The organism is Chlorogloeopsis sp. ULAP01 (assembly GCF_030381805.1).
Taxonomy (GTDB): Bacteria; Cyanobacteriota; Cyanobacteriia; order Cyanobacteriales; family Nostocaceae; genus Chlorogloeopsis.
Window position 1 is genome coordinate 113,494 of the sequence record NZ_JAUDRH010000013.1, and the last position, 26,272, is coordinate 139,765.

28 protein-coding genes are annotated in these 26,272 nt (G+C 40.5%); 16 read left to right on the forward strand and 12 right to left on the reverse strand.

Annotated features, from left to right (window positions below):
• Positions 1-45: 45 nt before the first annotated feature.
• Positions 46-216, reverse strand: a complete 171-nt coding sequence (locus tag QUB80_RS24055) for a hypothetical protein (protein WP_289792002.1) — start codon at positions 214-216, stop codon at positions 46-48.
• Between the two features lie 99 nt (positions 217-315).
• Here QUB80_RS24055 and QUB80_RS24060 point away from each other — a divergent pair, with 99 nt between their 5' ends.
• Entirely contained in the window at positions 316-975 is a 660-nt protein-coding gene (locus tag QUB80_RS24060) for a DJ-1/PfpI family protein (protein WP_289792003.1), read from the forward strand.
• A 10-nt stretch (positions 976-985) separates the two neighbouring features.
• Positions 986-1,426, forward strand: a complete 441-nt coding sequence (locus QUB80_RS24065; protein WP_289792004.1) for a DUF6220 domain-containing protein — start codon at positions 986-988, stop codon at positions 1,424-1,426.
• A gap of 188 nt (positions 1,427-1,614) precedes the next feature.
• Here QUB80_RS24065 and QUB80_RS24070 read toward each other — a convergent pair whose 3' ends face one another.
• A complete protein-coding gene (locus QUB80_RS24070) occupies positions 1,615-2,448 on the reverse strand; it encodes a PD-(D/E)XK nuclease family protein (protein WP_289792005.1) in 834 nt (277 codons plus the stop codon).
• Between the two features lie 103 nt (positions 2,449-2,551).
• Here QUB80_RS24070 and QUB80_RS24075 point away from each other — a divergent pair, with 103 nt between their 5' ends.
• From QUB80_RS24075 to QUB80_RS24085, 3 genes are all read left to right on the forward strand, one after another.
• On the forward strand, positions 2,552-3,991 hold the full coding sequence (locus QUB80_RS24075; protein ID WP_289792128.1) for a phosphoglucomutase/phosphomannomutase family protein: 1,440 nt from the start codon (positions 2,552-2,554) through the stop codon (positions 3,989-3,991).
• 171 nt (positions 3,992-4,162) lie between these two features.
• Positions 4,163-4,438, forward strand: a complete 276-nt coding sequence (locus QUB80_RS24080; RefSeq protein ID WP_289792006.1) for a LapA family protein — start codon at positions 4,163-4,165, stop codon at positions 4,436-4,438.
• A 728-nt stretch (positions 4,439-5,166) separates the two neighbouring features.
• Positions 5,167-6,198 (forward strand): class I SAM-dependent methyltransferase, encoded by a 1,032-nt coding sequence (locus QUB80_RS24085; protein WP_289792007.1) that lies wholly within the window; start codon positions 5,167-5,169, stop codon positions 6,196-6,198.
• A 583-nt stretch (positions 6,199-6,781) separates the two neighbouring features.
• On the opposite strand, the gene QUB80_RS24090 is transcribed toward QUB80_RS24085, so the two are convergent.
• Positions 6,782-6,949 (reverse strand): hypothetical protein, encoded by a 168-nt coding sequence (locus QUB80_RS24090; protein WP_289792008.1) that lies wholly within the window; start codon positions 6,947-6,949, stop codon positions 6,782-6,784.
• Positions 6,950-7,435: 486 nt separating this feature from the next.
• Here QUB80_RS24090 and QUB80_RS24095 point away from each other — a divergent pair, with 486 nt between their 5' ends.
• The 4 genes from QUB80_RS24095 (at position 7,436) to QUB80_RS24110 (ending at position 12,159) form a co-directional block, all read left to right on the forward strand.
• The gene (locus QUB80_RS24095) at positions 7,436-8,059 is read left to right on the forward strand and encodes a hypothetical protein (protein ID WP_289792009.1); all 624 of its coding nucleotides are present in this window, start codon (positions 7,436-7,438) and stop codon (positions 8,057-8,059) included.
• Between the two features lie 45 nt (positions 8,060-8,104).
• Complete coding sequence (locus tag QUB80_RS24100; protein ID WP_289792010.1) at positions 8,105-9,901, forward strand: peptidoglycan D,D-transpeptidase FtsI family protein; 1,797 nt, start codon at positions 8,105-8,107, stop codon at positions 9,899-9,901.
• Positions 9,902-10,188: 287 nt separating this feature from the next.
• Positions 10,189-11,313 carry an iron-containing redox enzyme family protein gene (locus tag QUB80_RS24105; RefSeq protein ID WP_289792011.1) on the forward strand — a complete coding sequence of 375 codons (1,125 nt, stop codon included), beginning with the start codon at positions 10,189-10,191 and terminating at the stop codon, positions 11,311-11,313.
• A 144-nt stretch (positions 11,314-11,457) separates the two neighbouring features.
• Positions 11,458-12,159, forward strand: a complete 702-nt coding sequence (locus tag QUB80_RS24110; protein WP_289792012.1) for a class I SAM-dependent methyltransferase — start codon at positions 11,458-11,460, stop codon at positions 12,157-12,159.
• Between the two features lie 396 nt (positions 12,160-12,555).
• Here QUB80_RS24110 and QUB80_RS24120 read toward each other — a convergent pair whose 3' ends face one another.
• From QUB80_RS24120 to QUB80_RS24135, 4 genes are all read right to left on the reverse strand, one after another.
• Complete coding sequence (locus QUB80_RS24120; RefSeq protein WP_289792014.1) at positions 12,556-13,515, reverse strand: chlorophyll a/b binding light-harvesting protein; 960 nt, start codon at positions 13,513-13,515, stop codon at positions 12,556-12,558.
• Between the two features lie 111 nt (positions 13,516-13,626).
• Positions 13,627-14,661 carry a chlorophyll a/b binding light-harvesting protein gene (locus QUB80_RS24125; RefSeq protein ID WP_289792015.1) on the reverse strand — a complete coding sequence of 345 codons (1,035 nt, stop codon included), beginning with the start codon at positions 14,659-14,661 and terminating at the stop codon, positions 13,627-13,629.
• A 336-nt stretch (positions 14,662-14,997) separates the two neighbouring features.
• Positions 14,998-15,516: a GNAT family N-acetyltransferase gene (locus QUB80_RS24130; RefSeq protein WP_289792016.1), complete on the reverse strand. Its 519-nt coding sequence runs from the start codon at positions 15,514-15,516 to the stop codon at positions 14,998-15,000.
• A gap of 34 nt (positions 15,517-15,550) precedes the next feature.
• Positions 15,551-16,168, reverse strand: coding sequence for a class I SAM-dependent methyltransferase (locus tag QUB80_RS24135; protein ID WP_289792017.1), 618 nt, complete (start codon positions 16,166-16,168; stop codon positions 15,551-15,553).
• A 57-nt stretch (positions 16,169-16,225) separates the two neighbouring features.
• On the opposite strand from QUB80_RS24135, the gene QUB80_RS24140 reads away from it, so the two are divergent.
• The gene (locus QUB80_RS24140) at positions 16,226-16,543 is read left to right on the forward strand and encodes a DUF2087 domain-containing protein (RefSeq protein ID WP_289792018.1); all 318 of its coding nucleotides are present in this window, start codon (positions 16,226-16,228) and stop codon (positions 16,541-16,543) included.
• A gap of 2 nt (positions 16,544-16,545) precedes the next feature.
• Here the strand turns inward: QUB80_RS24140 and QUB80_RS24145 are convergent, their stop codons facing one another.
• The 3 genes from QUB80_RS24145 to QUB80_RS24155 are packed head-to-tail and all read right to left on the reverse strand — an operon-like array spanning position 16,546 to position 19,551.
• The gene (locus QUB80_RS24145; RefSeq protein ID WP_289792019.1) at positions 16,546-17,592 is read right to left on the reverse strand and encodes a serine hydrolase domain-containing protein; all 1,047 of its coding nucleotides are present in this window, start codon (positions 17,590-17,592) and stop codon (positions 16,546-16,548) included.
• Positions 17,589-18,698 (reverse strand): glutamate--cysteine ligase, encoded by a 1,110-nt coding sequence (locus tag QUB80_RS24150; RefSeq protein WP_289792020.1) that lies wholly within the window; start codon positions 18,696-18,698, stop codon positions 17,589-17,591. Before QUB80_RS24150 ends, QUB80_RS24145 begins: the two co-directional genes overlap by 4 nt.
• Positions 18,699-18,732: 34 nt before the next feature.
• Positions 18,733-19,551 (reverse strand): class I SAM-dependent methyltransferase, encoded by an 819-nt coding sequence (locus QUB80_RS24155; RefSeq protein ID WP_289792021.1) that lies wholly within the window; start codon positions 19,549-19,551, stop codon positions 18,733-18,735.
• A gap of 274 nt (positions 19,552-19,825) precedes the next feature.
• On the opposite strand from QUB80_RS24155, the gene QUB80_RS24160 reads away from it, so the two are divergent.
• From QUB80_RS24160 to QUB80_RS24180, 5 genes are all read left to right on the forward strand, one after another.
• Complete coding sequence (locus tag QUB80_RS24160; protein ID WP_289792022.1) at positions 19,826-20,500, forward strand: Mo-dependent nitrogenase C-terminal domain-containing protein; 675 nt, start codon at positions 19,826-19,828, stop codon at positions 20,498-20,500.
• 76 nt (positions 20,501-20,576) lie between these two features.
• The gene (gene obgE, locus QUB80_RS24165) at positions 20,577-21,605 is read left to right on the forward strand and encodes a GTPase ObgE (RefSeq protein WP_289792023.1); all 1,029 of its coding nucleotides are present in this window, start codon (positions 20,577-20,579) and stop codon (positions 21,603-21,605) included.
• A gap of 209 nt (positions 21,606-21,814) precedes the next feature.
• A complete protein-coding gene (locus QUB80_RS24170) occupies positions 21,815-22,096 on the forward strand; it encodes a hypothetical protein (protein WP_289792024.1) in 282 nt (93 codons plus the stop codon).
• 144 nt (positions 22,097-22,240) lie between these two features.
• On the forward strand, positions 22,241-22,513 hold the full coding sequence (locus QUB80_RS24175) for a type II toxin-antitoxin system VapC family toxin (RefSeq protein WP_289792025.1): 273 nt from the start codon (positions 22,241-22,243) through the stop codon (positions 22,511-22,513).
• Positions 22,514-22,517: 4 nt separating this feature from the next.
• Positions 22,518-23,099 carry a Uma2 family endonuclease gene (locus tag QUB80_RS24180; RefSeq protein ID WP_502875319.1) on the forward strand — a complete coding sequence of 194 codons (582 nt, stop codon included), beginning with the start codon at positions 22,518-22,520 and terminating at the stop codon, positions 23,097-23,099.
• Between the two features lie 42 nt (positions 23,100-23,141).
• On the opposite strand, the gene QUB80_RS24185 is transcribed toward QUB80_RS24180, so the two are convergent.
• Positions 23,142-24,284, reverse strand: coding sequence for an acyltransferase family protein (locus tag QUB80_RS24185; protein WP_289792026.1), 1,143 nt, complete (start codon positions 24,282-24,284; stop codon positions 23,142-23,144).
• Between the two features lie 348 nt (positions 24,285-24,632).
• On the opposite strand from QUB80_RS24185, the gene QUB80_RS24190 reads away from it, so the two are divergent.
• Positions 24,633-25,091 (forward strand): peroxiredoxin, encoded by a 459-nt coding sequence (locus QUB80_RS24190; protein ID WP_289792027.1) that lies wholly within the window; start codon positions 24,633-24,635, stop codon positions 25,089-25,091.
• Between the two features lie 118 nt (positions 25,092-25,209).
• On the opposite strand, the gene hpf is transcribed toward QUB80_RS24190, so the two are convergent.
• Positions 25,210-25,854, reverse strand: coding sequence for a ribosome hibernation-promoting factor, HPF/YfiA family (gene hpf, locus QUB80_RS24195; RefSeq protein ID WP_289792028.1), 645 nt, complete (start codon positions 25,852-25,854; stop codon positions 25,210-25,212).
• Positions 25,855-26,272: the final 418 nt, after the last annotated feature.

Sequence of the window (26,272 nt, forward strand, 5' to 3'; positions counted from 1 at the left end):
TATGTCCACTAAAGTTAAGAATCTAAGTCAGGAGAAAGTTCAGTTTCAGCAACAACTCAACGGCTCCGCACAAAGCTGAAGTTGATCGAAGAAAAATATCCCCGATCGCTTGCCAACAAAATACTCACCAATCTTTGGCGCAAGGTGCGATCGTAAGTCGTCTTCATCTTTGGCTTGATAAATTTCTTCAAATAGAAGCTTCAAAGAGATTGTCATGACGGTGAAAAGAGTACTCGATCGAGGACTAGGCGGGGTGGGCTGTCATTCCTAGTATAGAGATCAATTCATTACAAACCGCATCAGGAGATTTGACTCATGAGCCACTCACAACAGTATGTTGTTGGGTTAGTCTTTTACCCTGGCATGACAGCACTCGATATCATTGGGCCGCAAACCGTATTTAGCGCTCTACCAGGTATCCAAATCCACCGGATCTGGAAAACACTAGATCCAATTCAAACTGATGATGGGATGAGAATTATCCCAGATACGACCTTTGACAATTGTCCACCCCTAGACATTATTTGTATTGGCGGTGGTTTAGCCCAAAGTGTAGTCGTAGACGATCCAGAAATCCTGGCATTTTTGCGGCAACAGGGTAGTATGGCAAAATTTGTCACCTCGGTTTGTGGTGGTTCTGAGTTTCTTGCAAAAGCAGGATTGCTTCAAGGATATCGTTGTGCAACTCACTGGATGTTTCGCGAACAACTGGCAGCAGCAGGAGTTCCAATCAGTACCGAGCGAGTGGTAATCGATCGCGATCGCATGAGTGGTGGTGGCGTTACCGCAGGGATTGATTTTGGTCTAGAGGTCGCCAAAGTACTTTATGGTGAGGAAACTGCCAAAATTGTTCAGCTATTAATAGAATACGATCCCGCCCCGCCCTTTGATACCGGTTCGCCCGAAAAAGCAGGTGCAGATCTCGTTAATAAAGCAATGGCATATGCTGCTGCATTGAATTTAAAAGTCAAGTAGGTAGTTTGAAATGACCGCAAATTCAGAAATAGATCGCGATATTGCTGCTAAAAGCTGGATAAAACTTGGTTTTTACGCAACTTCAATTCTCTTTAACGTCTGCTTAATTGCTCAGGTATTAACGGTTGGTGTTGCATACTTCACCGATCCTACCTGGTGGAATATTCATGTGTGGCTCGTGCGAGGGTATAGTGGACTGTCGCTAATATTGCTAGCAGGAGCGTTGATCGCTCCATTCTCAAACTCAATCCGATCGCTTACCGTCAGTCTGCCCGTGCTGCTTGCTCTCCAGTTTTGCAGCATTCGTCTTCAGACTCCTCTTCATTTAGAGGTGCTTCATCCTCTAATTGGATTCACGTTATTCTATGTTTCTTCAAGCCTTGTACATCGTGTATCGCATGAGGTGTTTAGCAAGTCAGACGCTGTAACTGAATCTAGGAGGAGCTTGTGAAAATTTCTCTTCAAATCAGAACCATTCTCTTAGTATTTAAGTAGATAGACATCATTAAATATAAAACTTGAATGTTGTTTGGGTTGACGCTACGGTTACCCAACATTGATAAATTTTGATTGGTAATGCTCACGCTCTACCCATCCTACAAATAATTATGACGACGACTTATCATTGTTCATCAAACGTTAATATTGAACTTTTTGTGAGACTTTAAAAGCTGAAAATTCACAAATAGAATTAAATGGACAAAACTTACAGTGATAACCAGGATTAGGTGGGAAAATTTGACTAAATTTATGATTTTGTTGTTGATATTTTTGTAAATCTTCCTGGTGCTTTTGGGCAATAGTAGCTAACTCAAATTCAACAAAATCTAATTCTCCTCTCGTCACACTAATTAAATCTGACTTTTTACAAAACTCTAAATTATAAAAGGAAGCAACAGCTTTTTGCCTGGGATAAAGATAACGAGCAGCGACCAAATAAACTAATGCTTGGCGACGGTCAAATGTAGATTTGCCTGTTTTGAAATCTAAAATATGTAAAGTGCCAGTGGACTCAATGAAAACACAGTCCATAGTCGCATACAAGCGGAAAGAATAATGCTTTTGCTCAACCCAAATTGGTTTTGGGAAACCCTCGTCGCCACGAGTTAAGAGAATAACTCTTTTTCCTGAAAGTAACGGCTCATCTTGATATTTTGTTAATATTTGCAACACGCGCTGCTGGACTTCTTGTGAAGAGTTAGCGAGTTTGAGTAACTCTGCTATTTTTTGTACGCCATCTGATTGATTTAATAGATGCCTATTGTGATGAAATTCATAAATACCTTTCTGCGCCAATAAACCAATACGCTGGGGTGCAGTAACTTTTGCTAACAGTAATTGAACTTGTGGCTCGTGCTGGCGCGCTTTGATAAATCCCCGTCTCATTTGGCAATGTAAATGTTGCTGCCCTGCTGCTGGGGCAACTAATGACCAAAGATGATAACTGGCGAAAGGTCGCTCAGAAATTGACATTGCTTAGTAACGGTAAGAAGACAAAGGGGATAAATTAGGATACACGCATTTTGCTGAAAGCTTCATGTAGTATTTAGATAATGGATGAGAAAAAGTGGCAAAAATGAACGCCAGTAGCAACTTCAGCAAAATAAAATTTGGTACTGATGGGTGGCGAGGAATAATTGCCGATGACTTTACTTTCTCTAATGTACGGAAAGTAACGCGAGCGATCGCAAGTTACATTGAAACAGCCTATACTAAAAATCGACCAGTTCTTGTTGCCTACGATACTCGCTTTCTAGCTGAACAATTTGCCTTAACAGCAGCTCAAGTCTTAGCGGACTTGGGTTGGACGGTGAAAATCACTGAGCGGGATTGCCCGACACCAGTAATTGCCTATAACGCCCGTTATTTAAATTCTGCTGGGGCATTGATGTTTACTGCCAGCCATAACCCAGCACCATACTGTGGGATTAAATATATCCCCGATTATGCCGGGCCTGCCACTCCAGAAATCACTGATACTATTGTGGCAAATATTGAAGGTGCATCGGATGCTCCACCCCCGAATCATCCAGTTGGCTATATTTCTACCTTCGATCCTAAGCCAGACTATATGCAATTTCTCTACACTCTGCTTGATGTAAAAAAAATTCGCAATGCCCGATTGAAGGTAAAGTATGATGCTCTCTATTCTACTTCTCGCGGTTATCTTGATGAAGTTTTGCAACATTGCAGCTGTGATTTTGAAACTTTTCACGCTTGGCGTGATGTTTTATTCGGTGGGGGAATGCCAGAACCCAAGGAAGAGCAACTCAATCAGCTTGTAGAAGTAGTGCGCTATGACAAAGCCGATTTGGGTTTAGCTACTGATGGAGATAGCGATCGCTTCGGTATTGTTGATGAACAAGGAAATGTTCTCACTCCCAATACTGTGCTGTTAATTTTAATACGTCATTTAATCAAAAATAAAAAGAAAACAGGTGCAATTGTCCGTACTGTGGCAACAACTCACTTGTTAGATAATTTAGCAGCTAAGTATGGATTAAAAATATTTGAAACACCAGTAGGTTTTAAGTATATTGGTGCCAAAATGCGTGAAACCAATGTGTTAATTGGTGGAGAAGAATCTGGTGGTTTAAGTATTATTGGACATATTCCTGAGAAGGATGGCATTTTAGCTAATATGTTAGTAGCAGAAGCGATCGCTTACGAAGGTAAGCCATTGAGTGCTCTTGTCCAAGAAGCGATCATAGAAGCTGAAGGGCCTACATACAACAAGCGTCTTGATTTACACCTTACTGAAGCTCATAAAGCTGCTGTCATTAATTTTTACACCAAATACACCCCTGCGGAAGTTGCAGGAATTACAGTTAAACTAGTAGGGAAGAAAGACGGTGTTAAACTCTATTTGGAAGAAGGTAGCTGGGTACTTTTGCGTCCTTCTGGAACAGAACCTTTAATGCGCATCTATGTGGAAACAAAATCTCCCGAAAAGTTAATCCAAATTGCTCAAGCAATGGAATCTGTAATTAACCAACTCCAACCAGTAGCTGTTTAGAGTAATTAGGGACTAGGGGCTATGAAGACGCGGAGATAGAAAGACGCGGGGAGTGGGAGAAATTATCAAAAATATTCCCCATGTCTCACCCTCCCCGTGTCACCTTGTCCTCTTCTTCCCAATCCCCACTCTTCCTGTTCCCTGTAACCTGTCCCCTGTACCCTTCTTCATATGAAATCCTTTGCTACTCTTGTCACAATCATCGTTATAGCTGTCTGGGTGGTGGCTGTTGCCATTCTGTCTGTTCAAAATGCTACCCCAGTATCTTTGAGATTTCTTACTTTTCAATCTATTCAGCTTCCTGTAGGTTTACTGCTAGCTTTTTGCGCTGGAGTAGGCATGATTGGTATGGCATTAATACAACCTTTGTGGGGTATCGCTGATTCTGGAGAAAGAAGTTCTACCAGAGAAGACGATACTGAATTTTTTGTAGATGAGGATTTTTAAGCCCAAGGATATATATAGTAATCCGATTTGACGACTGAATTACTTGTAGAGATAGGGAACAGGGAACAGCTTGGAAGGTAGTTAAAGGTGTACTGAGTTTTTTCAAAAATCAAATAGGAGTTCTATATCTAAAAGATATAACTAATACTATTTCACGAAAAGGCTGATATGGATGTACCCCACCGCCTACGGCACCTCCCCTTACTAAGGGGGGAGGTTGGGAGGGGTTAAATATGAATCACTCAAAAAGTGAAATGGTATAAGTAGGTGGGCATAATTAAACAAAAATGCTGATCCCCAGAAAGTAAATGGAATAAGGCTTTCTCCTTCTGCGCTCTGCTTCTACTTATTGTCTTTATATTCCTAGCCAATCACTCAATCAGCTATTGATAAAATTTATCTATTAATCCTTGCTTGCAAATTGCGACTATTCCTAGTAAAGTTATATTTAATTGATAATAAATTTCAACAAATTTCTGAATGAGGTAAATAGACAAGTATCAGCCAAATTACATAAATGCAATTTTCCTCCTCTGACCGAGCCTAGCCTAAAAATATTAAATCTAGTGGAGGGCGTCCTGACGCTCTATTTGCAGCCGCTGTATATCCAGTTGAGTACAGCGGTTTTACTTTATCTTGCTTATGCCGGATTGAATAATTAATTTGATTTGTGTGTTAAAAATGAGAAAAATTATCATTAATTATCGATAGTTCCAAGGAGTTTTCAGATGAAGTTAACTGTCAAGGCAGAAAATGTCTTGGAGGCGATCGCACTCAACAGCCGTAAGGAGCTGCAACCTTTTCTGTTGGGTATGCTCGGCATGGGAGTTAGCCAAGTTTTAGTTACTGCCATACGAATGAACGTGTTCGATGCTTTGCAAGACAATCCCAAAACCGCTACTGAATTGGCAACACAGATGAATTGCGATCCTCACGGAATGCAAGTTTTGTTAGAAAGCCTGGATGGATTTGGTTTTCTCCAGCGACAAGGACAACATTATCAACTTACCCAAGATTCTGCTCGTTGGCTGACAAAATCGGGTGGGTTGATTTATGACTTTCTCAGGTTAGGTGGTGATATTAGTCAGCAGTTGGTGTTGCTAGAGAAGGATATTCGCACCGGTGAAGTTCCCAATTTTCACTTCAATCCTCAATCTGCCACCTGTTTTGCAAATTATTACACCATGCTCAAAAGTAGTGGGCAGCAAAGCGCTCCAAATATTCTCAAGTGGGCAAAGCTAAATCCATCTCCCAAGCGGTTGTTGGATGTAGCAGGTGGCCCCGCAGAATACAGCATAGCATTTTGTCAGAAGTATCCCGACTTAAAAGCCGATATCCTGGATTTACCCAACGCGATCCAAGCCGGATTACCCCAAATCGAACAGGCAGGGTTAGGCGATCGCATCCAATACATTGAAGGTAATTTACTAGAGACTGATTGGGGCAACAATTACGATGTTGTGTTTCTCTCCAACATTCTCCATTGCCTGACAGCAGAGCAGTGTGAAATTGCACTGAGTAAGGCATTCCAAGCACTGCATTCAGGTGGAACCATATTAATTAACGACTTGTTCCATCCTGGCGAACAGGGAAAACTCTCGTCGCCGATTAGCCTGTTTTCTCTTATCTATTACGTTACCTGTGGTGGACGTATTTGGCCACAACCTACAGTTTTAAACTGGCTAACGAAGGCAGGTTTTCATCAGATTCGCACAAGTAGGTATCGACTGGCTTTATTTGTCTCAGCACAAAAACCTTAACTTAGCAGCAATTGCTGAATGGCTGTAATCCCACTGTTGTTACTAATTCTAAAGCTAGTAGGTTAGGAATTATCGCCAAACCAATACCTTGCTGAATCATTGCCTTGGTTTGGCGAGCGATCGTATCAGCCTAACCTCTGATTCGGAATTCTGTGTAAGAGTGAAGATTTGTAAAACTTGAAAAAATTTAGAAGTACGAAGAACAGATAAATGTTTTACTTACAGAAAGTATTAGATTACTCTATGCATCAAGTGTTAATCTGCTGCATTTATACTTATGTACGAAGATATCAACAACGTAAAAAGCTTATTTAGGATACGCTGCTGATATTGTAAGTGATATAGTTCAGTTGCTTGTGAACACTTCCCTACAGGGGTAATAAATTGCAGTAGCGATATCAAGAATCTCTGACTGTAATATCGCTAAATAAACTGCAAAATGCAAATAGATTGAGTAAAGCAGGGCTAGAAGCTCCCATTACTCAACTTAACATTACTTGCCGACAATATAGGAAACAACTCAATCATTGTGTAGTGAGGAGCGCTACTAAAAACCTGTTTCAAGCTGATTGGAGGCTACTATTTAGGGACTCTTAGTAGGAGTGGCAGCAGGCGCCTTAGTAGCGGCAGCGTCAGTCGGTTCACCAGGTGCTGGAGTGGTAGTAGTAGTACCATCTTGAGCATTGTCACAAGCTCCAAGCGCTGAAGCTAAACCTAGCAATAAAGCAAAACCAAGAATTTTTATTTTCATAACTCCTCTTTCACCAAATTTGGCACAATTATGAGCTTCGTTGAATACGATACCTCATTTGTTGCTTTTTTTTAATTATTTTATATCAAAAGATTTAAAGGTTATTTTGACTTGCCGAGTAAAAATGTATTATTGTATCATAAGCAACATAATTGCAACACTAAACAGGTAATTTTACTAAAATAACCAATAAAGCTATAAACCATACCAAAGAATATATATAATTTTTAGGCAAACTATTGCTCTTAATGTTCAGCATTGCCATACTTAGATGCAATGCTTAAATGCTAAAGTATCCATTTAAAATTCAAAATTGCCTCAAAATAATATCTAAAGGATGCAAACATTAGTGTAGCTATCTAGACTTCCAAAACAGAGTAGAGTGTTATTTTTAGCTAATTGCACAAAAAGCAATTGTCAGTTGAACCAAAACACACAATCAATTATTCAATTAAGACTTCAATTTTTTACCTAAAAATAAAGATTATGGCTGTTGTTCGTAAATCAGATGTTTCTACAAAGCGCAGTTGGTTCCGATGGCAAGGTTCTCTATTTGGGAGAAACACCACCAGAGAACAACAATCCAAATCAGTCAGAACTGGATCAGAACAAGCTCTGCCTACAATAGTTTCCTCTCAAAGGCAAAAACGTTCATTGCAAAATGTATCGATGAGTACAACCCAGTTCAAAAATAATGCAAGTGTAGTCTCAACCACTACTGTTTCTGATTTAAGCAAACAAGGAACAGTACCTTTATGGTTACTACGCTTGTATAGTTTATATCGTCACTCTTCAGTGATGACATTTTTACTGGTAACAGCCATGCTCGTGGTTTATGGTTGGACAGTTTATTCTCAACAAATGTGGAGTCAGGCATACCGGAAGCTGCAAACTTTACAGCGTGACGAACGACAGTTGACAACAAATAATGAAGTACTAAAAAACCAAATGGCACAGGAAGCACAAACATCAGCAGCAGGATTGGTAACACCATCTCCTGCTGGAACAGTTTTCTTGCGCCCAGCACCTGAGAATTCAAATTCCGTCGTGCCTAATACAACTCCCAATTCTGAACTACAACAGCAAAAACTTACACCACTAGGATATTAAAGTCATTAGGTTGGAATACATTGCTAATGACCAAGGATAGTCCTTATGCAGAAGTCACCAAGTAAAAAAGTCAGGCAAAGACAGCGTTCTAGCACCAGAAAAAGATTTTTTTCCTCATTTTTCTCTAAATTTATAGTACAAACATCGAAAGTTAACTCTCGGCTGTTCATAGTTTGGGCTGTATTAGTTATTGCTGCGTTTGGCTTGGCTGTTAATTTGTACAATATACAAATTATACGTGGGCCGAAGCTTACCCAGAGGGCGCGAAACCAACAGATGGTTAATTTGCGACTTTTTGTGCCTCGTCGCCCGGTAGTAGATCGGAATCGAGATATGTTGGCGATGGATCGGCCTGTATATACAATGTATGTTCATCCCAAACTATTTGACAAATCTAATCAAGAAATTGCCAAGCTACTCGCTCCGATTATGGGTAAGGATGCTACGGAGTTAGAAACAAAGTTTGAAAGCAAAAAAAGTGGTATTTTACTTTCCTCTACCCTACCAGAAGAAGTTGCCGATCGCATTTATTCGTTACGTTTGAATGGCATAGAGTTAACTCAAAGATACTCTCGATTTTATCCGCGACAAGATTTGGTAGCAGAAGTAGTAGGCTATGTTAATGTTGACCGTCGCGGTCAAGCAGGTGTGGAATATAGTCAAGAGAAGTTACTCGAACGTTCTTTAAAAACAGTACGCCTGAGTCGCGCAGGGAATGGGGCATTGATGTCAGATCATGCTCCAGAGGGTTTTATGCATTTTGATGATCTGCAACTACAACTGACTATTGACAGCCGCCTGCAACGAGCAGCTCGCAATGCATTACAAGAACAGATGGACAAATACCATGCCCAACGGGGAGCAGTAATTGTAATGGATGCATGGGATGGTTCTTTGTTGTCATTGGTTTCTTTGCCCACTTATAATCCCAACCAATATTCTAAAGCCAATGTCTCACTGTTCAAAAACTGGACTGTAGCAGATCTATACGAACCTGGTTCGACTTTTAAACCTTTGAGTGTGGCGATCGCCCTAGAAGCAGGAGCGATTAAATCTGAGGATACATTCAACGATCCTGGTTTTATTAAAGTAGCCGATCGCACGATCAGAAATGCCCAAAATAAAAGTTATGGGCAAATCAATGTTGCGCAGATTTTACAACATTCTAGCAATATTGGCATGGTGCAAATGATCCAGCGTTTGCAGACTCCTATTTACTATAGTTGGCTAGAAAAGCTGGGGCTGGGGCAAAGCCTGACTACAGATTTACCTTTTGTTGTAGCGAGTCAACTTAAAAGCCAAGAAAAATTTGCTGCCTCGCCCGTGGAAGCGGCTACTACCTCCTTTGGTCAAGGTTTTTCCTTAACGCCTTTGCAATTGGTACAATTACACGGAGCCTTAGCTAATGGTGGTAAAATTGTCACACCCCATGTAGTGAAAGGTTTGATAGATAGCAAGGGGCAAATACATTACACTCCTTCTTATGCAGCGCCACGGCAACTGTTCTCACCTACCACCAGTCAAAAAGTTGTAGAAATGATGGAAACAGTTGTCGCCAATGGTACTGGTAAAGTATCACAAATTCCGGGATATCGCATTGGAGGTAAAACTGGTACCGCCCAAAAAGCTGGTAGTTCTGGTGGCTATATCAGTGGTGCAAAAATTACTAGTTTCGTAGCTATATTGCCTGTAGAAACTCCCCGCTATGTAGTACTGGCATTGGTAGATGAACCGCAAGGCGCAAATGCCTATGGCGGTACTGTTGCTGCACCAATCGTCAAAGCAGTGATGGAAGCATTAATTACTATTGAACAAATTCCACCCAGTCAATCAACACAGTAGTCATTTGTCATTTGTCATTTTTCATTTGTTAGTAGGGGAGCCAGTGCGCTGCCTCCCGTACAGTAGTTAGTAGTTCTCCCCTGCTCCCCACCTCCTTGTCCCCGCATCCCCTTTCCCCAGATAGTACATTTTTATTGATTCTCCCCTGCTCCCTTGGGTAGAATCTTTAATTGCAGTGCTTAATTGTTCTTTACAACCCAGGGGAGAGGTAGAGAAAACTACTAAATGGAAATCTAGGTATATAAGGTGAAAGTTATCGACACCGATCGCAAAGAACCAAAGATTCCATGCAGAGCAATTTAGTTAAATCGCCTCCTGCTGCTGCGGGGGAAAGTTTACCAATTGGGGTAACAGAAACTACTATTTATGAGCGTGGTGAGCAACAATTTATACAACTGCTTGCCACAGATAATTTAGATCAAAAATTGGCTAGAGAACCCTTACTTGCCAGTGAATTTGAGGGCGCGCTTTCTTTGGGGATTCGTGCTGCTTATCATAATGGTACTGGTGATCATACGGCTCATCTTTTTCTCCAACGTATACTCTATGGTATTAATCGCTTAAACCTTTTCTGGTATGACGATTTGCGCCACTATACTAATGAGCGATCGCTCTACCTATACAAGATACGTGATCAAATCGAGACAGCTTGGCAAGAATGGGAATTAGCAAAAATCGATGTGGCAGCTTTGCAGCAGTTAGATGTCAAGCAAGCGCTGATTGAACGTACTGCATACGATTTAGATCCGCCTTTGTCAGCAGGAAGTCGTTACATCCGCGAGCAAATGACAGAAATTGGTTATCGTCATTTATTAGCGATCGGCTCATTTGATGGGTTAGTTGAGGGCAGTCGTCTTTCCCGCATTCTTGGTGGTGCTGCGAATCCAGTCCAATGTACTCTTGTCAAGGTATTACTGGAAGAATACGGTAACGGTCGCTTCTCTCGCAAGCATTCTACATTTTTTGCTCAAATGCTAGCTGAGTTTGGCATGAACACCGAACCAGAAGGATACTTTGATTTGGTACCCTGGGAAGTTTTAGCTTGTGCCAATCATAACTTTTTACTGACCGAGTGCAAGCGACATTTTCTGCGTTATAGCGGTGGTTTAACCTATTTTGAGGTTGCAGGGCCTTCTGCTTATAGAAATTATCTTACAGCCGCCCAACGTCTAGGATTATCAGATGCGGCGATGGGTTATTGGGAACTGCACATTCGAGAAGATGAACGCCACGGGCGCTGGATGTTGGATGATGTGGCTTTGCCTCTAGCAGAATTGTACCCTAATGATGCGTGGGAGCTAGTACTGGGTTATGACCAAGAAAAGTTAATGGGCGATCGCGCTGCCGAAGCAGTTGTGCAATCAATCTACCAAGTAGAACAAAGCACTCCACTCGCTCCGGAAAAACACTAAGCTCACTAATTCCAGATTTCTAATTTATTTAATTTATCTTTATTCCTTTAGTCAAAAATTCTCTACTAAAGGAGTAATTTTTGCTTGTGAATGAGATGTATACCTTACCAAAATCTGACTGATTGTAATTACTCACACACACATATGAAAGATATATTTTGTTGTCCGGAAGAGTCTAATTTCTACTCTAATTGTTTAGAAAATTTTGCATTGAGAAACTGTCAAAAATCTGAATGTATTGTGGAATTTGGTTCAGGAGATGGCACTCCGGTTATTAATTCTCTACTCAGAAACAGATTTGATGGCATAATACATGGATTTGAATTAAATACCTCTGCCTGGAAGGTCGCCAACTCAATCATTGATGAATATAATCTAGGTCAAAAATATATAGTGCATAATTCATGTCTGTTTAACTCTTCCAACCTTGAAGCTGATTACCTTATCGCCAATCCACCTTACCTCCCTGCACCAGATCAAGATATTTATATGCCACTTTTATTTGGAGGTATAGATGGAGCTACTGTTACCAATAACCTTTTGTCATTGGGTTATGAAAAGGTTTTACTGTTAATATCTAGCTTTTCTCATCCACAAAGTACGATTAATCATGCAAAAGCCAATGGATATCATGTTAGTAATTTCATAGTATTACCCTTGAAATTTGGCTACTACAGTTCTGAGCCAAAAGTCAAAAAACATATAGAGGAATTACGCAAAAACAAAATGGCATTTTATTCTGGTGATTACTACTATTTAGCTGGTGTTTTATTTACAAAGTCCCAGGAAGAACCACCCACAATTGATTTATCGAAAGAGTTAATGCAATTACTCACAAGCCTGTAGAGATTAACTCTTGTGTTTTTGAGAATAATTCTGACAAACCCTGCAAGTGTAATTTTTGGGTTCAAAGTCACGACAGCCTATTGCTTCCTCTGTACAAGCATTTATAGGATGTACTGTACATTTTAAGCGGTAATCATTTGTAAAATATTCACAACCAGAACAGGGAATCTCATGTAATCTTTTCAGATGATATATCCCTTTTTTAAAAGATAGGATAATAGTCCAAAAACTAAGAATTGAAATTCCCCAAGCACAGGTTGTAAAAAAGATTTTACTTAGCATGATTTGTCCTCAATTAGGTCTGAAAAAATAGCCTGCGACTAACTGCTATAAACCGCAGGCAGAAAACAAGACCTTTTTAGGTCAAGTTCATATTTAGGGGAAAGAAAACTCAGCTTACACTTGGCGAGAACGCCAGTAATGCCATGAGCAGCCAACAAGTGCGAAAACACCTAAGCAAAACTGGATAAATACAGACCAAAGACGGCGATCGCCATAAAATTCCTTGGGAAAAACAGTAATATTATGCTCCACAAAAATGGCAGAAATAAAAGCCATAAAAGCTAAACCAAGCAAACTGTAGGCAAGAATATCCTCGCCATTTTCAATCGGCAAAATCCGTCTTACCCACGCAAAAGGTTGTACAAGAATGTGCCACACACCACCTAAAACTAGTATTAATCCAATCCAGATGTGGCCACCGATGACATCTTCTAGATTGTCAACACTTGCCATTCCTAATAAAGTCCAATGATTATCTTTAATTCCAACTAAATAACCAAAGATTGTCATTGGATTAAGAGTGGGGTTGGCAATTAAGCGGACATCTCCCAGATGGGTGTCATAAATTCCGCCAAAAACCATTGCTTTTAGTACAAGTAAAAATGCACCAAAACCCAGAATAATTAGATGATTTCCTAAAATGAAACCTAACTTTTTTGGGTCATTCCATTCATAGTGAAATTGGGCAACCAATCCTCCGCCATTGTGTAAAATTGCTGGAGCGCGAAAGACATGAAAAAGTCCACCTGCACCCAACACAGCAGATGCTACTAAATGCAAAATGCCAATTACAAAATAAGGATAAGTATCGACTACTTCACCCCCAGCACCTACACCCCATCCCAACGTTGCTAAATGGGGTAATACAGTAAAATTCTGCTCATACATTGGTAGGCTAGGAACAAAGCGCGTTACTTCTGAGATAGTAGTTGCTCCTGCCCAAAACATCATCAAACCTGCATGAGCAATGTGAGCGCCTAATAGTTGACCTGATAAATCTATTAAACGAGCATTACCAATTAACCAAGGGAAACTTGTGTCTGCTGCGAATGTTTTATCAGTCGAAATTGCCATAATTGAATTCCTTTTTCAATATGGAATTTTGAACTTTAAGATTATGAAAAGGTACTGGGTAAATTTTTATATCCCCAATTCCCAGTACCAATCCTCAGTCACCTTTAAGATTTACGAGCTAGTCTCAATTACATCTAGTGCTCTTTCCACTCGTTTGAAGTCAAAACCTATTGCTCGTAGCGCGTGCCAGAGATGTCCTTGTAGGAAGAAGAAAGCAAGAAAGAAATGAGTGTTTGCTAACCATGCCCTTGCAGTGTGATTACCATAGGGTAATTTGATAGTGTCAGCAAAATAGGGACAAACTCCAAACTTGAGCTCTAAGGGAGCGCCATAAAATTCCACAGGATAAGCTAAAGTGTTGACTGCACAAAAGTAAGCTGCAACAAACCCTGCTAAGGCAATACCACCCAAAGAATAGGAAAGAATAGCTTCACCAGAAAAAATCAGGAGTTTTTTCGCCCAAGCAAAAGGTTCTGTCAGGATATGCCATACACCACCACCAATTAGAAGCAAACCTACATAGATATGACCACCGACTAAATCTTCTAAGTTGTCAACAGTCGCAAAGTGAGTTTGATAGCCAAAGATGACGAATGGGTTGAGGGTAGGGTTGGTAACGACACGGACATCATGAATTGTGGCATCGTACAGTCCACCCCAGTACATCGCTTTTGCCACCAATAATAAAGCAGCAGCTCCTAAGAAAATCAGATGATGTCCAAAAATAAAGCTGAGTTTCTTTGGATCGTCCCATTCAAAATGAAATTTACGCGCTCGTCCTGTTGCATTTTTTAAGTTGCGAGGCCCTTTGAAAGTATGGAACAATGCACCTGCACCCAGAACAGCTGACGAAATTAGATGTAACGCTCCAATGACGAAATAAGGATAGGTATCAACTATCTGTCCACCTGCGCCTACACCAATACCCAAGGTGGCTAAGTGCGGCAACAAAATTAATCCTTGCTCACCCATCGGTAAGTTAGGGTTGTATCGAGAAATTTCAAACCAAGTAAAAGCTCCTGCCCACAAAGTCGTCAGAGCGGCTTGTGCCACATGAGCACCAATGAATAAACCAGAAAGATTTGCAAAACGGGCGTTACCAGCCCACCAGTCATATTTGACGTTGGAATTACCGTAGGTTTGCATTGGTTAGCTGTTTACTCCTTATTGATATTTATAATCAAGAAAATACCTGCTTGTAAAAGAAAGCCATTTACAAGCAAGCTCTCTGCTTGGATATTGCAAGGAAAAATACTCTGAGAGGAAAAAGCGCTCTATGGCATTCTTAGATTTAGGAAGCCATAAATTATTTACAAACGGATTGTTCGTAAATTGAGATACACCCTGGTTTATTGAAATCAAGAACCAATAGCTTTGACTTCAAAAATAAGTTTATTGAGAATCTATACTAATAAACAAGCGTATTTACAAAACTTAATATTTACTAGGTGGATGGGGAGTGGTAAGTTTTCTTGAACTGAATTAACTAAAAACTCGGCAATATCGTAACTCTGTTAAAGACGCATCTCCACGTACATCTAGCTTAGATGCACCATCTGGATCAAATCCCAAGGCTGCATAAAACCGACGCGCTCTAGTATTGCTATCAAGTACCCAAAGAGTAATTTCATGAAATCCCTGAGCGAGAATATCTTGTATAGCTTGCTCTAATAGCACCTTGCCTAGCTTGCACCCCCAGTGAGATGCCAGTAGATAAATCGCGTTTATTTCGGCGGTTTGATGAATGTCTTTATCAGAGTCACGAGTCGCACCAAAATTTACGAAGCCAAAGATATTCTTGTCTGCAATTACCAGTGTTTTTGTCTTGCCTTGAGCTAAAATCTTTGCCCAAATAGTCTTTCTGCGCTCTACGGTATAACTTTCTATTACTGATGCTGGAATTAAGTCATGATATGTTGATTTCCAAGACGCAACATGAACCTGAGCGATCGCACCAATATCTCTTTCTTCAGCTTCTCTAATAGTCCAAGATTTTTCCATTCCTTCAAAACCTTCTCACACTTGGTGGCAATGCTCAGTAATTTTTTATTACTGCGATTCTCGTTAATTCCTTGCCTTTATAGTAGCCAGATTTACAATCATCTACTTTGAAGTTCCAAGCTCGTAAAATATCATCTACCCAAAGCAGTGACTGAGTATCTTTACTAGAGCGGTATTCAGCTACCAAAAGCTTGCCATTCGGCTGAACAAACAACTCTAGCAAGCGCCTAACAAAGCCTTCTCTCAAACTTTCGGGAACGTACAATAACTCAGTTCGGACAAAATCAAATTTGAGCGGTGGAACAAATGTCCAAGCATTACCAATAAAAATATTACTGGTGAAATTTGGCAATCTTTGCTTTGCTAAATCAGCGAGTTTTGTTGAGATATCCAAGCCGTAGGGCTGAATGTTAATTCCTCTGGCAGCTGTCCATTGTAATAAGCACTCTAGTAAGTAACCATTAGCACAGCCAATATCCAATAAATTTCCGGGTTGATCTACACAATCAGCAATTGGCTTTCTACAAGTAATCCAGCGTTCGTAAGGTCCAGAAAACCCTGATTGTTTCCAGGGTTCAGTTTCTACTGTGTAAGCATTTTCTAGTAAAGTTTTATTAGCTACAAACCATGCAGATAATTCTTCTTGATTCATTTAGATGATAGTTCTCTTATACTTCGTGATGATATCTCATAGTTCTAGGTGCAATGTATGAGTAATCTCAAGTTGGAAGCATGGGAAGAAAAAGTACTCAAAACTTACCTTGATGGTGTAAACCTTATCAAAATTCCCGCTACTCGCAAAAAACGCTTGATCATACTTAGATGGTTAGTAAGAAAATTTGAACAAGAAGTAACTTATACAGAACGTCAAGTCAACGAAATTATTGCCCGTCATCACTCTGATTACGCAACTTTGCGACGCGAATTAATTGGTTATCAATTGATGGAGCGAGAAAATGGTTTTTACTGGCGATTACCAGCATCACTTTGGAAATCAGAGAATGAAATTATGAAGTCAACTCAATAAATTTAATCGTTTTCTAATGGAGGCTGAAGCGCCAATCCGGCAAGGGATGGACAGTAATATCCAGCAATATATGCCGCAATTGCATCCGGTCGCGCTATTCTATCTAAATTACAGAACAAAATCACGGTAATTTTGTCATCGATAAAGCGGGTAATATTGCTAGCGAAACCCAGAATCGAACCATTATGAACAACTACTCGGCGATCGCAATAATTAATTACCCACCAACCTAAACCTGCCACATATTTGAGTTTGTTCCAATCATCACCAAGGTTTGGAGGATGGGGAGTCCACATTAAATCGAGAGTTGATTGCCTCAGCACAGTTGCATTGTAAAGAGCTTGTTCCCACTTCACCATATCTTCCACACAGGAGAGTTGCCCCCCAGCTGAATAGGTAACTGAAGGACTGTAGTAGGGTTTGTTCACAAGCTTATCATTAAGCCATCGGTAACCAGCAGCCCGGTGCGGCACAATATCTCTAGGAGAATTCATTACAGTTGCATTCATGCCCAAAGGAGCAAAAATGCGATCGTGCAATAAATCTCCATAGGATTGCCCCGTTATCTTTTCTAAGATTAAGCCTAATAAATAATAGCCTGTGTTGTCATAGGCACTCAATTCACCCGGTTGGAACTTGAGGGGTAAATTACTAACTAAAGCCAAAATTTCAGATTTAGATAAATCAAGACGGGTGATTTCCCAGTAATTTTTGGCATCAGTATAGCTGGGAATTCCAGATTGGTGAGACAGAATATGCTTGATTGTAACGGGCTGCCACGCTGGAGGTATATTGTCGAGGTAATTGGCGATCACCTCATCTAGAGAAATTACTCCTTCCTCAACCAACATCATTATGAGTGTGGCAGTGAAAGTTTTGCCAACAGACGCAATTTCATAAACTGTACGTTCAGTTGCCGGAACTGAGTGTTCAACATTTGCCCATCCATAGCCCTTGACTAAAACAGGTTCACCTTCCTGCACCACTGCAACAGAAAGCCCCGGAATCTGATTTTGAGCCATAGTGGCTTGGATGTAGTCATCAATCATGCCAATGCAGAGTAAGTATTCTTCAGTACTTGTTCTATTGAACCCAGCTTGTGGAAATCACGAATAAGTTGATGAGCTTTTGTTTCTCGTTTTTCGAGCATCACTTTTAATGGTGCTAGCAAATTTACATCTGGATCGTCTTCAAGGGCAAATTCGGCAGCTTGCAAAACTTGTGAGGCGATCGCATAAATATCTTGATTATCAAATCCTTGCTGTGCTGAAATTTGGTGCTTTTCGATATCTGGTATTGTTGCTCTACCAGGCAGTGATTCATCTAAAATTAGACCTTTTAATAAAGCTAACAAACCAGCATAAATTGAAAAATCATCACAACTATCAAAAGCCTTAAATTCAATCCGACCAACTTCCGCAGGTAGACGTGCTATTTTTGTCAATGAAGGCGTCGACTTAATTATTTGTTCTGGCTTTTCTACAAAAACCATTGCTGCTGCTCTTTTTCCAGTTCTAACAAAAGTCCTCACAGATAAACCGTCCCACAAACTACCTTGATAAAACGGTGAACTATAACTAAAAGGAACAATATAAGGACTGTAATAAGTTAATTTTTTGCCAATATCAATCATATTTTCATTTGATAAATCTGTCATTGATATATTTAAATCTGGCCCATAAGTCACCATATAAATGTTAGCCGTTTGTTCTTCCGGATAAGCCTGTTGTATTTGTTTAATTTCATAATCATTTAATGGCGGTTTAGGCTCAAAAATTGTTTGATAGGGATTAAAACTGATTAAAACTGGCGAAAAGCCAAACTGTAATGCTACTTTACACAGTAAACCAAAACTTTCTGTCAACTCATCAATTGTGCTTTGAATAGTAGAATTTATTGTTGTTCTAATTTCAATTCCTTTGGGAGTACAATCTATAATTTCTTGGGAATTTGCAAATCTTTCAAATCCTTCTATATACCATCTTTTCTTTCTAATGCCAGCGTCTCCAATATGTAATTGGAGATGGTCATTAGGGTATATGGGAAGTTGTTCGATAATTTGATTAAAATCAGCAAATTTTGCACCAGAAAAGTCAACAAACTTTCCTTCGGAATTGAGGAAAGAAACTTCATGCTCGATACCAAAATTAAACATGACTTATATCCTAAAATCTTTTTTGTTATTTAAATTAACCAAGCTTGACTAATGCTAAACGATAAGTATTTCGTAAAGGTGGAATATACGAAAATAAGAGACGATTAATTAAGGAAAAACGTTTTAAATATTTTGCTGGCAAATCTTTAAAAGTACAAACCTCCATAATGTGATAGCGAGAGTCCCAATCTTTTATCTTACGAATATCTGAAATTCCCCAATCGAACTTTGCCGCCATGTGTTTAATTGCATCGTGGCGCTGCTGATTCTTCACGAAAAGCGGTGATATGGAGTCAAAGGCAAACCACGAACCAGGGAACTCTTGTAAGAGATTGCTAAAAAGTTGTTGCACCTGTAGTTCGTTAAGATACATCAACACACCTTCCGCTATAAACATACAAGGTTGTGTACCAATGGCTTTAACGCGCTCAAACCAGTCTGTATCCAGACAAGAAGCAATAATAAACTGACGTCGTTCCGTTTCTTGAAAAAACTGCTTGCGCAAAGCCATCACATCCGGCAAGTCTAAATCAAACCAGCGCACTTGGTTGTTATCCAATCTTTCAAAGCGCGTATTCAATCCTGCGCCAATTTCCACAACTGAGCCTTGAGGATGCTGTTGGAGGAAATTACGTGTCCAGTTGTCGATGATCATTCCTCGCAAACAAGCACCTACTTGAGAGTTCTTGGCATGAGTAAATTTCTCAAAACCGTAATCAATCGCTGCGACAATCTCAGCCGATTTAGAGTCTAATAGAATCGGATCGGCTTGCTTTAATTCGGTAGCTCTAGCCCAGAGAGGAATTAGTAGTGTTTCTTGAATGACACCAAGGTCAATTTTAGTTTTTATCATTAAAAAATCTCCTAAAAAGGAGATTAATTAAAAAAAATCTCAATAATCTTAGCACAAGAGAAAAAAATAATCTCTATTTACTCAGCCACCAGGCAGAGCCACCAAGCCCTCGTTACTACGTTCAACCTGGTAACGAGAAATTCTCCCTACTCCCTGTCCCCTATTCGTGTACGCAATTCATCATTGTTAATTCAAAGATTTAATAAAATAAATAACATTGTATGAAGTAAGCGTCGGCTAGTATGGACTTGGGAAAAGCTAGAGGCGTGAGTTTATGACGAGTGCTGTTCAATCTCCCTATAGCAGCGAACAAATAGCCGCTTGGCTGCGTGGATTACTGACTATTGCTTGGGCAGATGGTGACTTTGATGACCAAGAAAGACAAATGATCGCCAGTATTACCCAGGATGAATTAGCTCCTGGAACTAACTTGGAATCGTTTGATGCCATTGAACCAGAAGAGTTAGCTGCAATCTTGGGTGTAGGTACACCAGCAGCAGAAAACTTCTTACGCACGGCAGTCATGGTAGCGATCGCAGACGGGACTTACTCCAAGAGTGAAGACTATCTGCTGCACCAGTTATGTAAAGCGTTAGGAGCGCCAGAAAATTTACTGGAAGCTTTGCGCCATACTTTGCCACAGCCAACAGGAAAGACACAAACTCCTGTTTTTGCACCCACAAAGCCCCAACTTGATGCATTACATCCTTTACGCGACTGGCTAGACGGATTAGACATTCAAGATCCCAGAGTAGCCCGCTTTTTGTGCAAAATGATTCCCTCTCAGTGTCCTTTTGAGCGGGATATCAAACTATTTGGACGCAAAGTAGTTCATATACCGCCCTTATGCAAGCTCAATCCGCTTTATGAACAACTCGTAAGTTTACGTTTTCGCGCCCTCTCCTATCTGGCAGATGATTGTGGAGAGGATGTTTCAGAATATATTTAGTTAATGGCTAATAGCTAGTGGTTAATGGCAATCAACAATTAACTATTAGCTATTAACAATTAACAAATGACTAATTATGCAATTCATCGATCAAGCAGAAATTGAAGTTGAAGCAGGCAAGGGAGGCGATGGTATTGTCGCTTTCCGACGGGAGAAGTATGTGCCAGCAGGTGGCCCTTCTGGCGGCAATGGAGGAAAAGGTGGTTCAATATATTTCCGTGCAGATGAGAACTTGCAAACCTTGCTTGACTTCAGATACAATCATAAGTTTAAGGCAGAAAATGGTGGTCGTGGCGGGCCAAATAACCGCACTGGGGCAAATGGTAAGGATTTAATGATTGAAGTTCCCTGTGGTACTGTCGTTTATGACGCCCAAACAGGTGATTTATTAGGGGATTTAGTAGAACCTGGGCAGACTTTGCTAATTGCAGCTGGCGGTAAGGGTGGATTAGGAAATCAGCATTTTTTGAGTAACCGCAACCGCGCTCCCGAATATGCCTTGCCAGGGCTGCCAGGAGAAGTTAAGCAACTGCGTTTAGAATTGAAACTTTTGGCAGAAGTGGGAATTATTGGGCTACCAAATGCTGGAAAATCTACATTAATTTCAGCTTTATCAGCAGCACGTCCAAAAATCGCCGATTACCCCTTCACTACCCTAGTGCCTAACTTAGGAGTGGTACGCAAGCCTACAGGTGATGGTACAGTTTTCGCTGACATACCCGGATTAATTGAAGGCGCTTCCCAAGGAACTGGGTTAGGGCATGATTTTTTACGCCATATTGAGCGCACGCGAGTATTGCTGCATTTGATTGATGCCACCAGCGATGATGTTATCAGAGATTACAATACAATTCAGCAAGAATTGCAAGCCTATGGCAGGGGATTAGCCGAGCGATCGCAAGTTTTGGCATTGAATAAAATTGATGCGGTGGATAGGGAAAGCGTAGATTTAGAGGTACTGGCGACACAGCTGAATCATCTTTCCCATGCCCCTGTTTTTTTGATTTCAGGAGTTACGGGTGCTGGGTTGGAGCCAATGTTACAGGAAATTTGGAGAATTCTCGATCAACTCAATCAGCTTGTAGAAGTAGAAAATTTGGGGTGATTAATGCAAAAGTTTTTGAGAATAAAGTAAAAACAAACTGATTACCTCAATCCAGTTGATTTGTTTATCTACCTAAACAGTATTGCTGAACAGTTTTAAGTTGAGAAATATCTAAAAAGTTTATCAACAGTTTGGATGAATCAACAGCTTATAGCCTGTTAGGTATTCATTACCTAACAGATTAGAAAAATATGAAATGAGGTAAGTTTATGACTGCAAAAGAAGAAGTAATGAAGGAAATTGCTCAAGCGCCAGACTTTTTAGTTGAAGAAGTCTTAAATTTTTTACTTTTCATTAAAAATAGACTTAAACAAAGAGTTTCTGAAAATACACCTGTAGAGTCAAACCAAAATTTACCATCTCAATCGTTTTTAGAGTTTATTGATGAGATTAGTCTACAAATTCCTCAAGAGGAATGGGTAAAACTCCCAAATGATATGGCAGCAAATTTGGATTACTATCTATATGGCTCACCCAAAAATGAGGAATGAAAACAGTATTTGCTGATACAGGTTACTGGATTGCTTTACTAAATCCCAACGACCAACTACATCATAAAGCCAAAAATGTTACTGCATATCTCATGCCTTCTTTACATATAGTTACTAGTGAAATAATATTCACTGAATTATTGAATGCTTTTTCTAAGCAAGGTAGTCTATTCAGGCGAGCAGCAGTCAATCTTATTAATCAATACCATCAGCAATCCTAATATCGAAGTTGTTTCCCAAACAAGTGACTTGTTTCTCAGCGTACTAAAGCTTTACAGTCAACGTTTGGATCTAGCTTGGAGCCATACAGACTGTACCTCCTTTAAAATCATGGAACAGCACAACATTTTGGAAGCGCTTGCTTATGATAAACACTTTGAACAAGCAGGTTTTATAGCTCTGTTACGTCAAGATTAATATTATGCAGTTACAAGAACAACGCTACTATTCACATGAAGAATACTTAGAACTAGAGGTTAATTCAGAGGAACGCCACGAATATATTGATGGACAAATTATTTTAATGGCAGGCGGAACACCCAATCACAACCAAATTGCTGGCAACTTTTATTCCACGCTAAATTTTGCTCTCAAGCGTCAGCCCTATCGAGTTTTTGTCGCAGATCAGCGTCTTTGGATTCCAAATAAGCGCATTCATACTTATCCTGATGTCATGGTTGTTGCAGGTGAACTGCAATTTACAGAAGGGAGAAGAGATACTATCACCAATCCAGTCATGATTGCTGAGGTGCTGTCAAAATCTACTAAAAGCTATGATCGCGATGAAAAATTCGCAGCTTACCGTACCATTCCCACCTTTGGGGAATATATTCTTATTGATCAGTACACAATGCACGTTGAGCAGTATTGCAAGGCTGATAACAATAAATGGATATTTTCTGAATATGAAGATGGAGATATAACTTTATCTCTAGCCTCGGTTCCTTGCCAAATTTTGCTGGCGGATATTTACGATAAAGTAGACTTTAATGCAGAAGAATAGAATAAGCGATCGCAAGCAATGGACTGGGCAATAAAAGCAGATTTAAACTTTAATAAACCAGCGTTGGCGATACATTCCATAGGCAACTGCCAACCACAACAACACAGTCGCGATCGCAAATAAAAGTGAACCATTGAACGCACCAGCCCAAGATGTAAACAGATTTTGATAAATCCAATTGTAAGTGTTGGGAGCCTTTTCTCCAGTCCCAACGGTGGTTCTAACCAAAATTTTAATCAACAGTACGGATGCGACAAATATAGATATGGCATTTAATCCTAAGATTTCAAAAGCTTTACCCCAACGCCGCACTCGTCGCACTTCTATTAATTCATAACAAGTTGCAAGTAATAATAAAGCCCATCCAGTAGTAAATACTACGTAGGAACTAGTCCAGAGCTTTTTATTAATCGGAAACGCTAAATCCCAAATTCCACCCAGAACTAGACAGCTAAGACCAAATAAGACTATATCCATACTAGTTTCAGGACTTATCTCTTTTTTACTACGTATCCACTGCCCGGTAAAGTAACCAGCTAAAACACTCACAATAGCCGGAATAGTGCTAAAAAGTCCCTCTGGATCTCCCATGAAGTTGAAGCCATCGCCTTTGTAAAGATGTGCTTTGGGAATAATCAAGCGATCTATATAAGCACCAAAGTTACCTTCCCTTGTCAGCACGCCAGCACCGTAACCGGGAACAGGCACATACATCATCGCCACCCAGTAACCGATGAGTAGCACTGTTGCCAGTATCCATTGCCCTTTGCGCGGTAGGTTGAGAACTGCCAGACTTGCCAGCAGGTAGGTAAGGCTGATGCGTTGCAACACTCCCATCATCCGGATGCTACTGAAATCAAAAGTCCAAATACCTTGATTCCAAAAGCCATTGAGAAGTAATCCCAAAGCAAAGAGAATAGCAGCACGGCGTAAGATGCGCCCGTAAGGTGGATGGGGAGTTTCTCCCTCTGCTTTGTTGTCAGTGTATTTAGAGAAGGAAAAACTCATCGCTACACCAACTATAAACAGAAAAAAGGGAAATACTAAGTCAGTTGGTGTCCAACCGTGCCATTGGGCGTGGAGTAGGGGAGGATAGACATTAGGATCGGCAATACTAGCCATGTTGACGAGAATCATGCCAGCAATGGTAATGCCGCGAAACACATCAAGAGAAGTGAGGCGCATAAATGAAATTTTACGTGGAGATTATAAATTACCTCTCTTAAGACAGACGATCAAGGAAATTTTTAAACCAATACACAAGTTAAAATTTTGTAAAGGAACTATGCCTAGCATGAAAAACTGGGTTGTTCAATAAACCCGGTTTTTATGTCCAATACCTTTGCCCAAATCCGACACCCCAGAAGGGTGCGGCTATACAAACAAAGGCTGCCTCCGCAGCCTATAAGAATTTCAGCCCACCTGCATGGGCTTTGTACGACTACCCCCAGGCTTCTAGCCTGCGGGCGTTTTACAAAATGGGCAGAGGTATTAGTGTCATGTCAATTTTGAAAAGTAAATTTGAAATTGCTTATGTCTGTAAAAGTTGGGGATACTGCGCCTGATTTTACCCTTCCCTCCCAGGACGGTACATCTGTTAGTTTGAAAGATTTTCGGGGCAAATCAGTCGTTCTTTATTTTTACCCCAAGGATGACACGCCCGGATGTACAGCAGAATCTTGTGCTTTTCGCGATCGCTATGAAGTATTTCAATCTGCTGGCGCAGAAATCATTGGCATCAGTGGCGATTCACCGGAATCTCATCAAAAATTTGCTGCCAAATACCAGCTACCATTCACTTTGTTGAGCGACAAAGGCGACAAAGTACGGAAGCTATATGGTGCTACCACAGCTTTTGGTTTAATTCCCGGTCGCGTTACCTATGTGATAGATAACAATGGAGTTGTGCAGTACGTCTTTGACTCGATGTTGAACTTTAAAGCTCACGTCGAGGAGGCACTGAAAACATTGCAGCAGCTAGTTAGTAGTTAGTCTGTACATTAGTAGGGTGTGTTGCCGCCAAGCACAACGCACCATCCAGATTTTCGGTGCGTTAGGACTATCGTCGATAACGCACCCTACGAAGGCTAACTTAACCACTAAACTAGTGTCATTTATGCACGTGCGACTGTTCCGGCGTACCAGCATGAGCCGTCTTGCCGTTTTTGCTGTTGGTATGTCCATTCCCATTGCGGGGTTGAATCACACCATAACCACCGTGATTGCGTTCATAAATAACATTAATTTCGTTAGTTTCTGAATTCCGGAACATATAAAAGTCGTGATCTACCAGTTGCAGCTGCTCCAACGCTTCGGCAACGCTCATTGGCGGCATGGAAAAATATTTTGTGCGAACTACTTCTTCCGGTAATTCGGGAGTGCGATCGCCTATTAAATCTTGGACTACAGTTTGTTGAACAACTCCTTCAATGGTAGTTTGGGCATGAGTTTTCTTCTCATGACGCCGTTCTTTGTATTTACGCAGTTGACGAGCTATTTTATCCGCTACCAAATCGATACTGGCGTATAAATTCTCGCTGCTCTCCTCGGCACGGATGACACTTCCGTTAGCATAAATAGTGACTTCTGCCGATTGCTTGGGATTAATCCGGGGATTGCGAGCTACGCTCAAATGCACATCCACTTCATTTGTGATGTTCTGAAAATGATTCACCGCCTTTTCAATTTTTTGATGTACATAATCCCTGATTGCATCGGTGATTTCAATATTTTTGCCGTGGATGACAAGCTTCATGTAAACTCTCCCGCTCAATGTTTGATGTGTATTTGGTTTGGAGAAAAGGAATTGCGGTAAGGTCTATCACTGCCGCCGGGCTAAATCGGAAAATTCCTACATCCTGCTGTTGGTGTGCTTATCCTCAGCCAACTTTAGTAATTGGCTTTCCGAATCTCTGCAATTGCTGCAACTGCAACAAAGGCATTGATACACCCACGCAGATATCATCAGCTTTACTCCTCCAAGTGGGGTGGATTTGTTTTTCTGTTCATAGACAACACGTGTCTGGTTGTAAGTTTTATCCCGTCTTAGATGCGAACAACTGATTAGACACCATCAGCTAGTACTTTCTACTTTTTTGTTAGCATGATGGTTCTTGCAGAGAATTCCTCCCAACACCATTGAGGTTATATATTCAAACTAGCATTTTGTATTT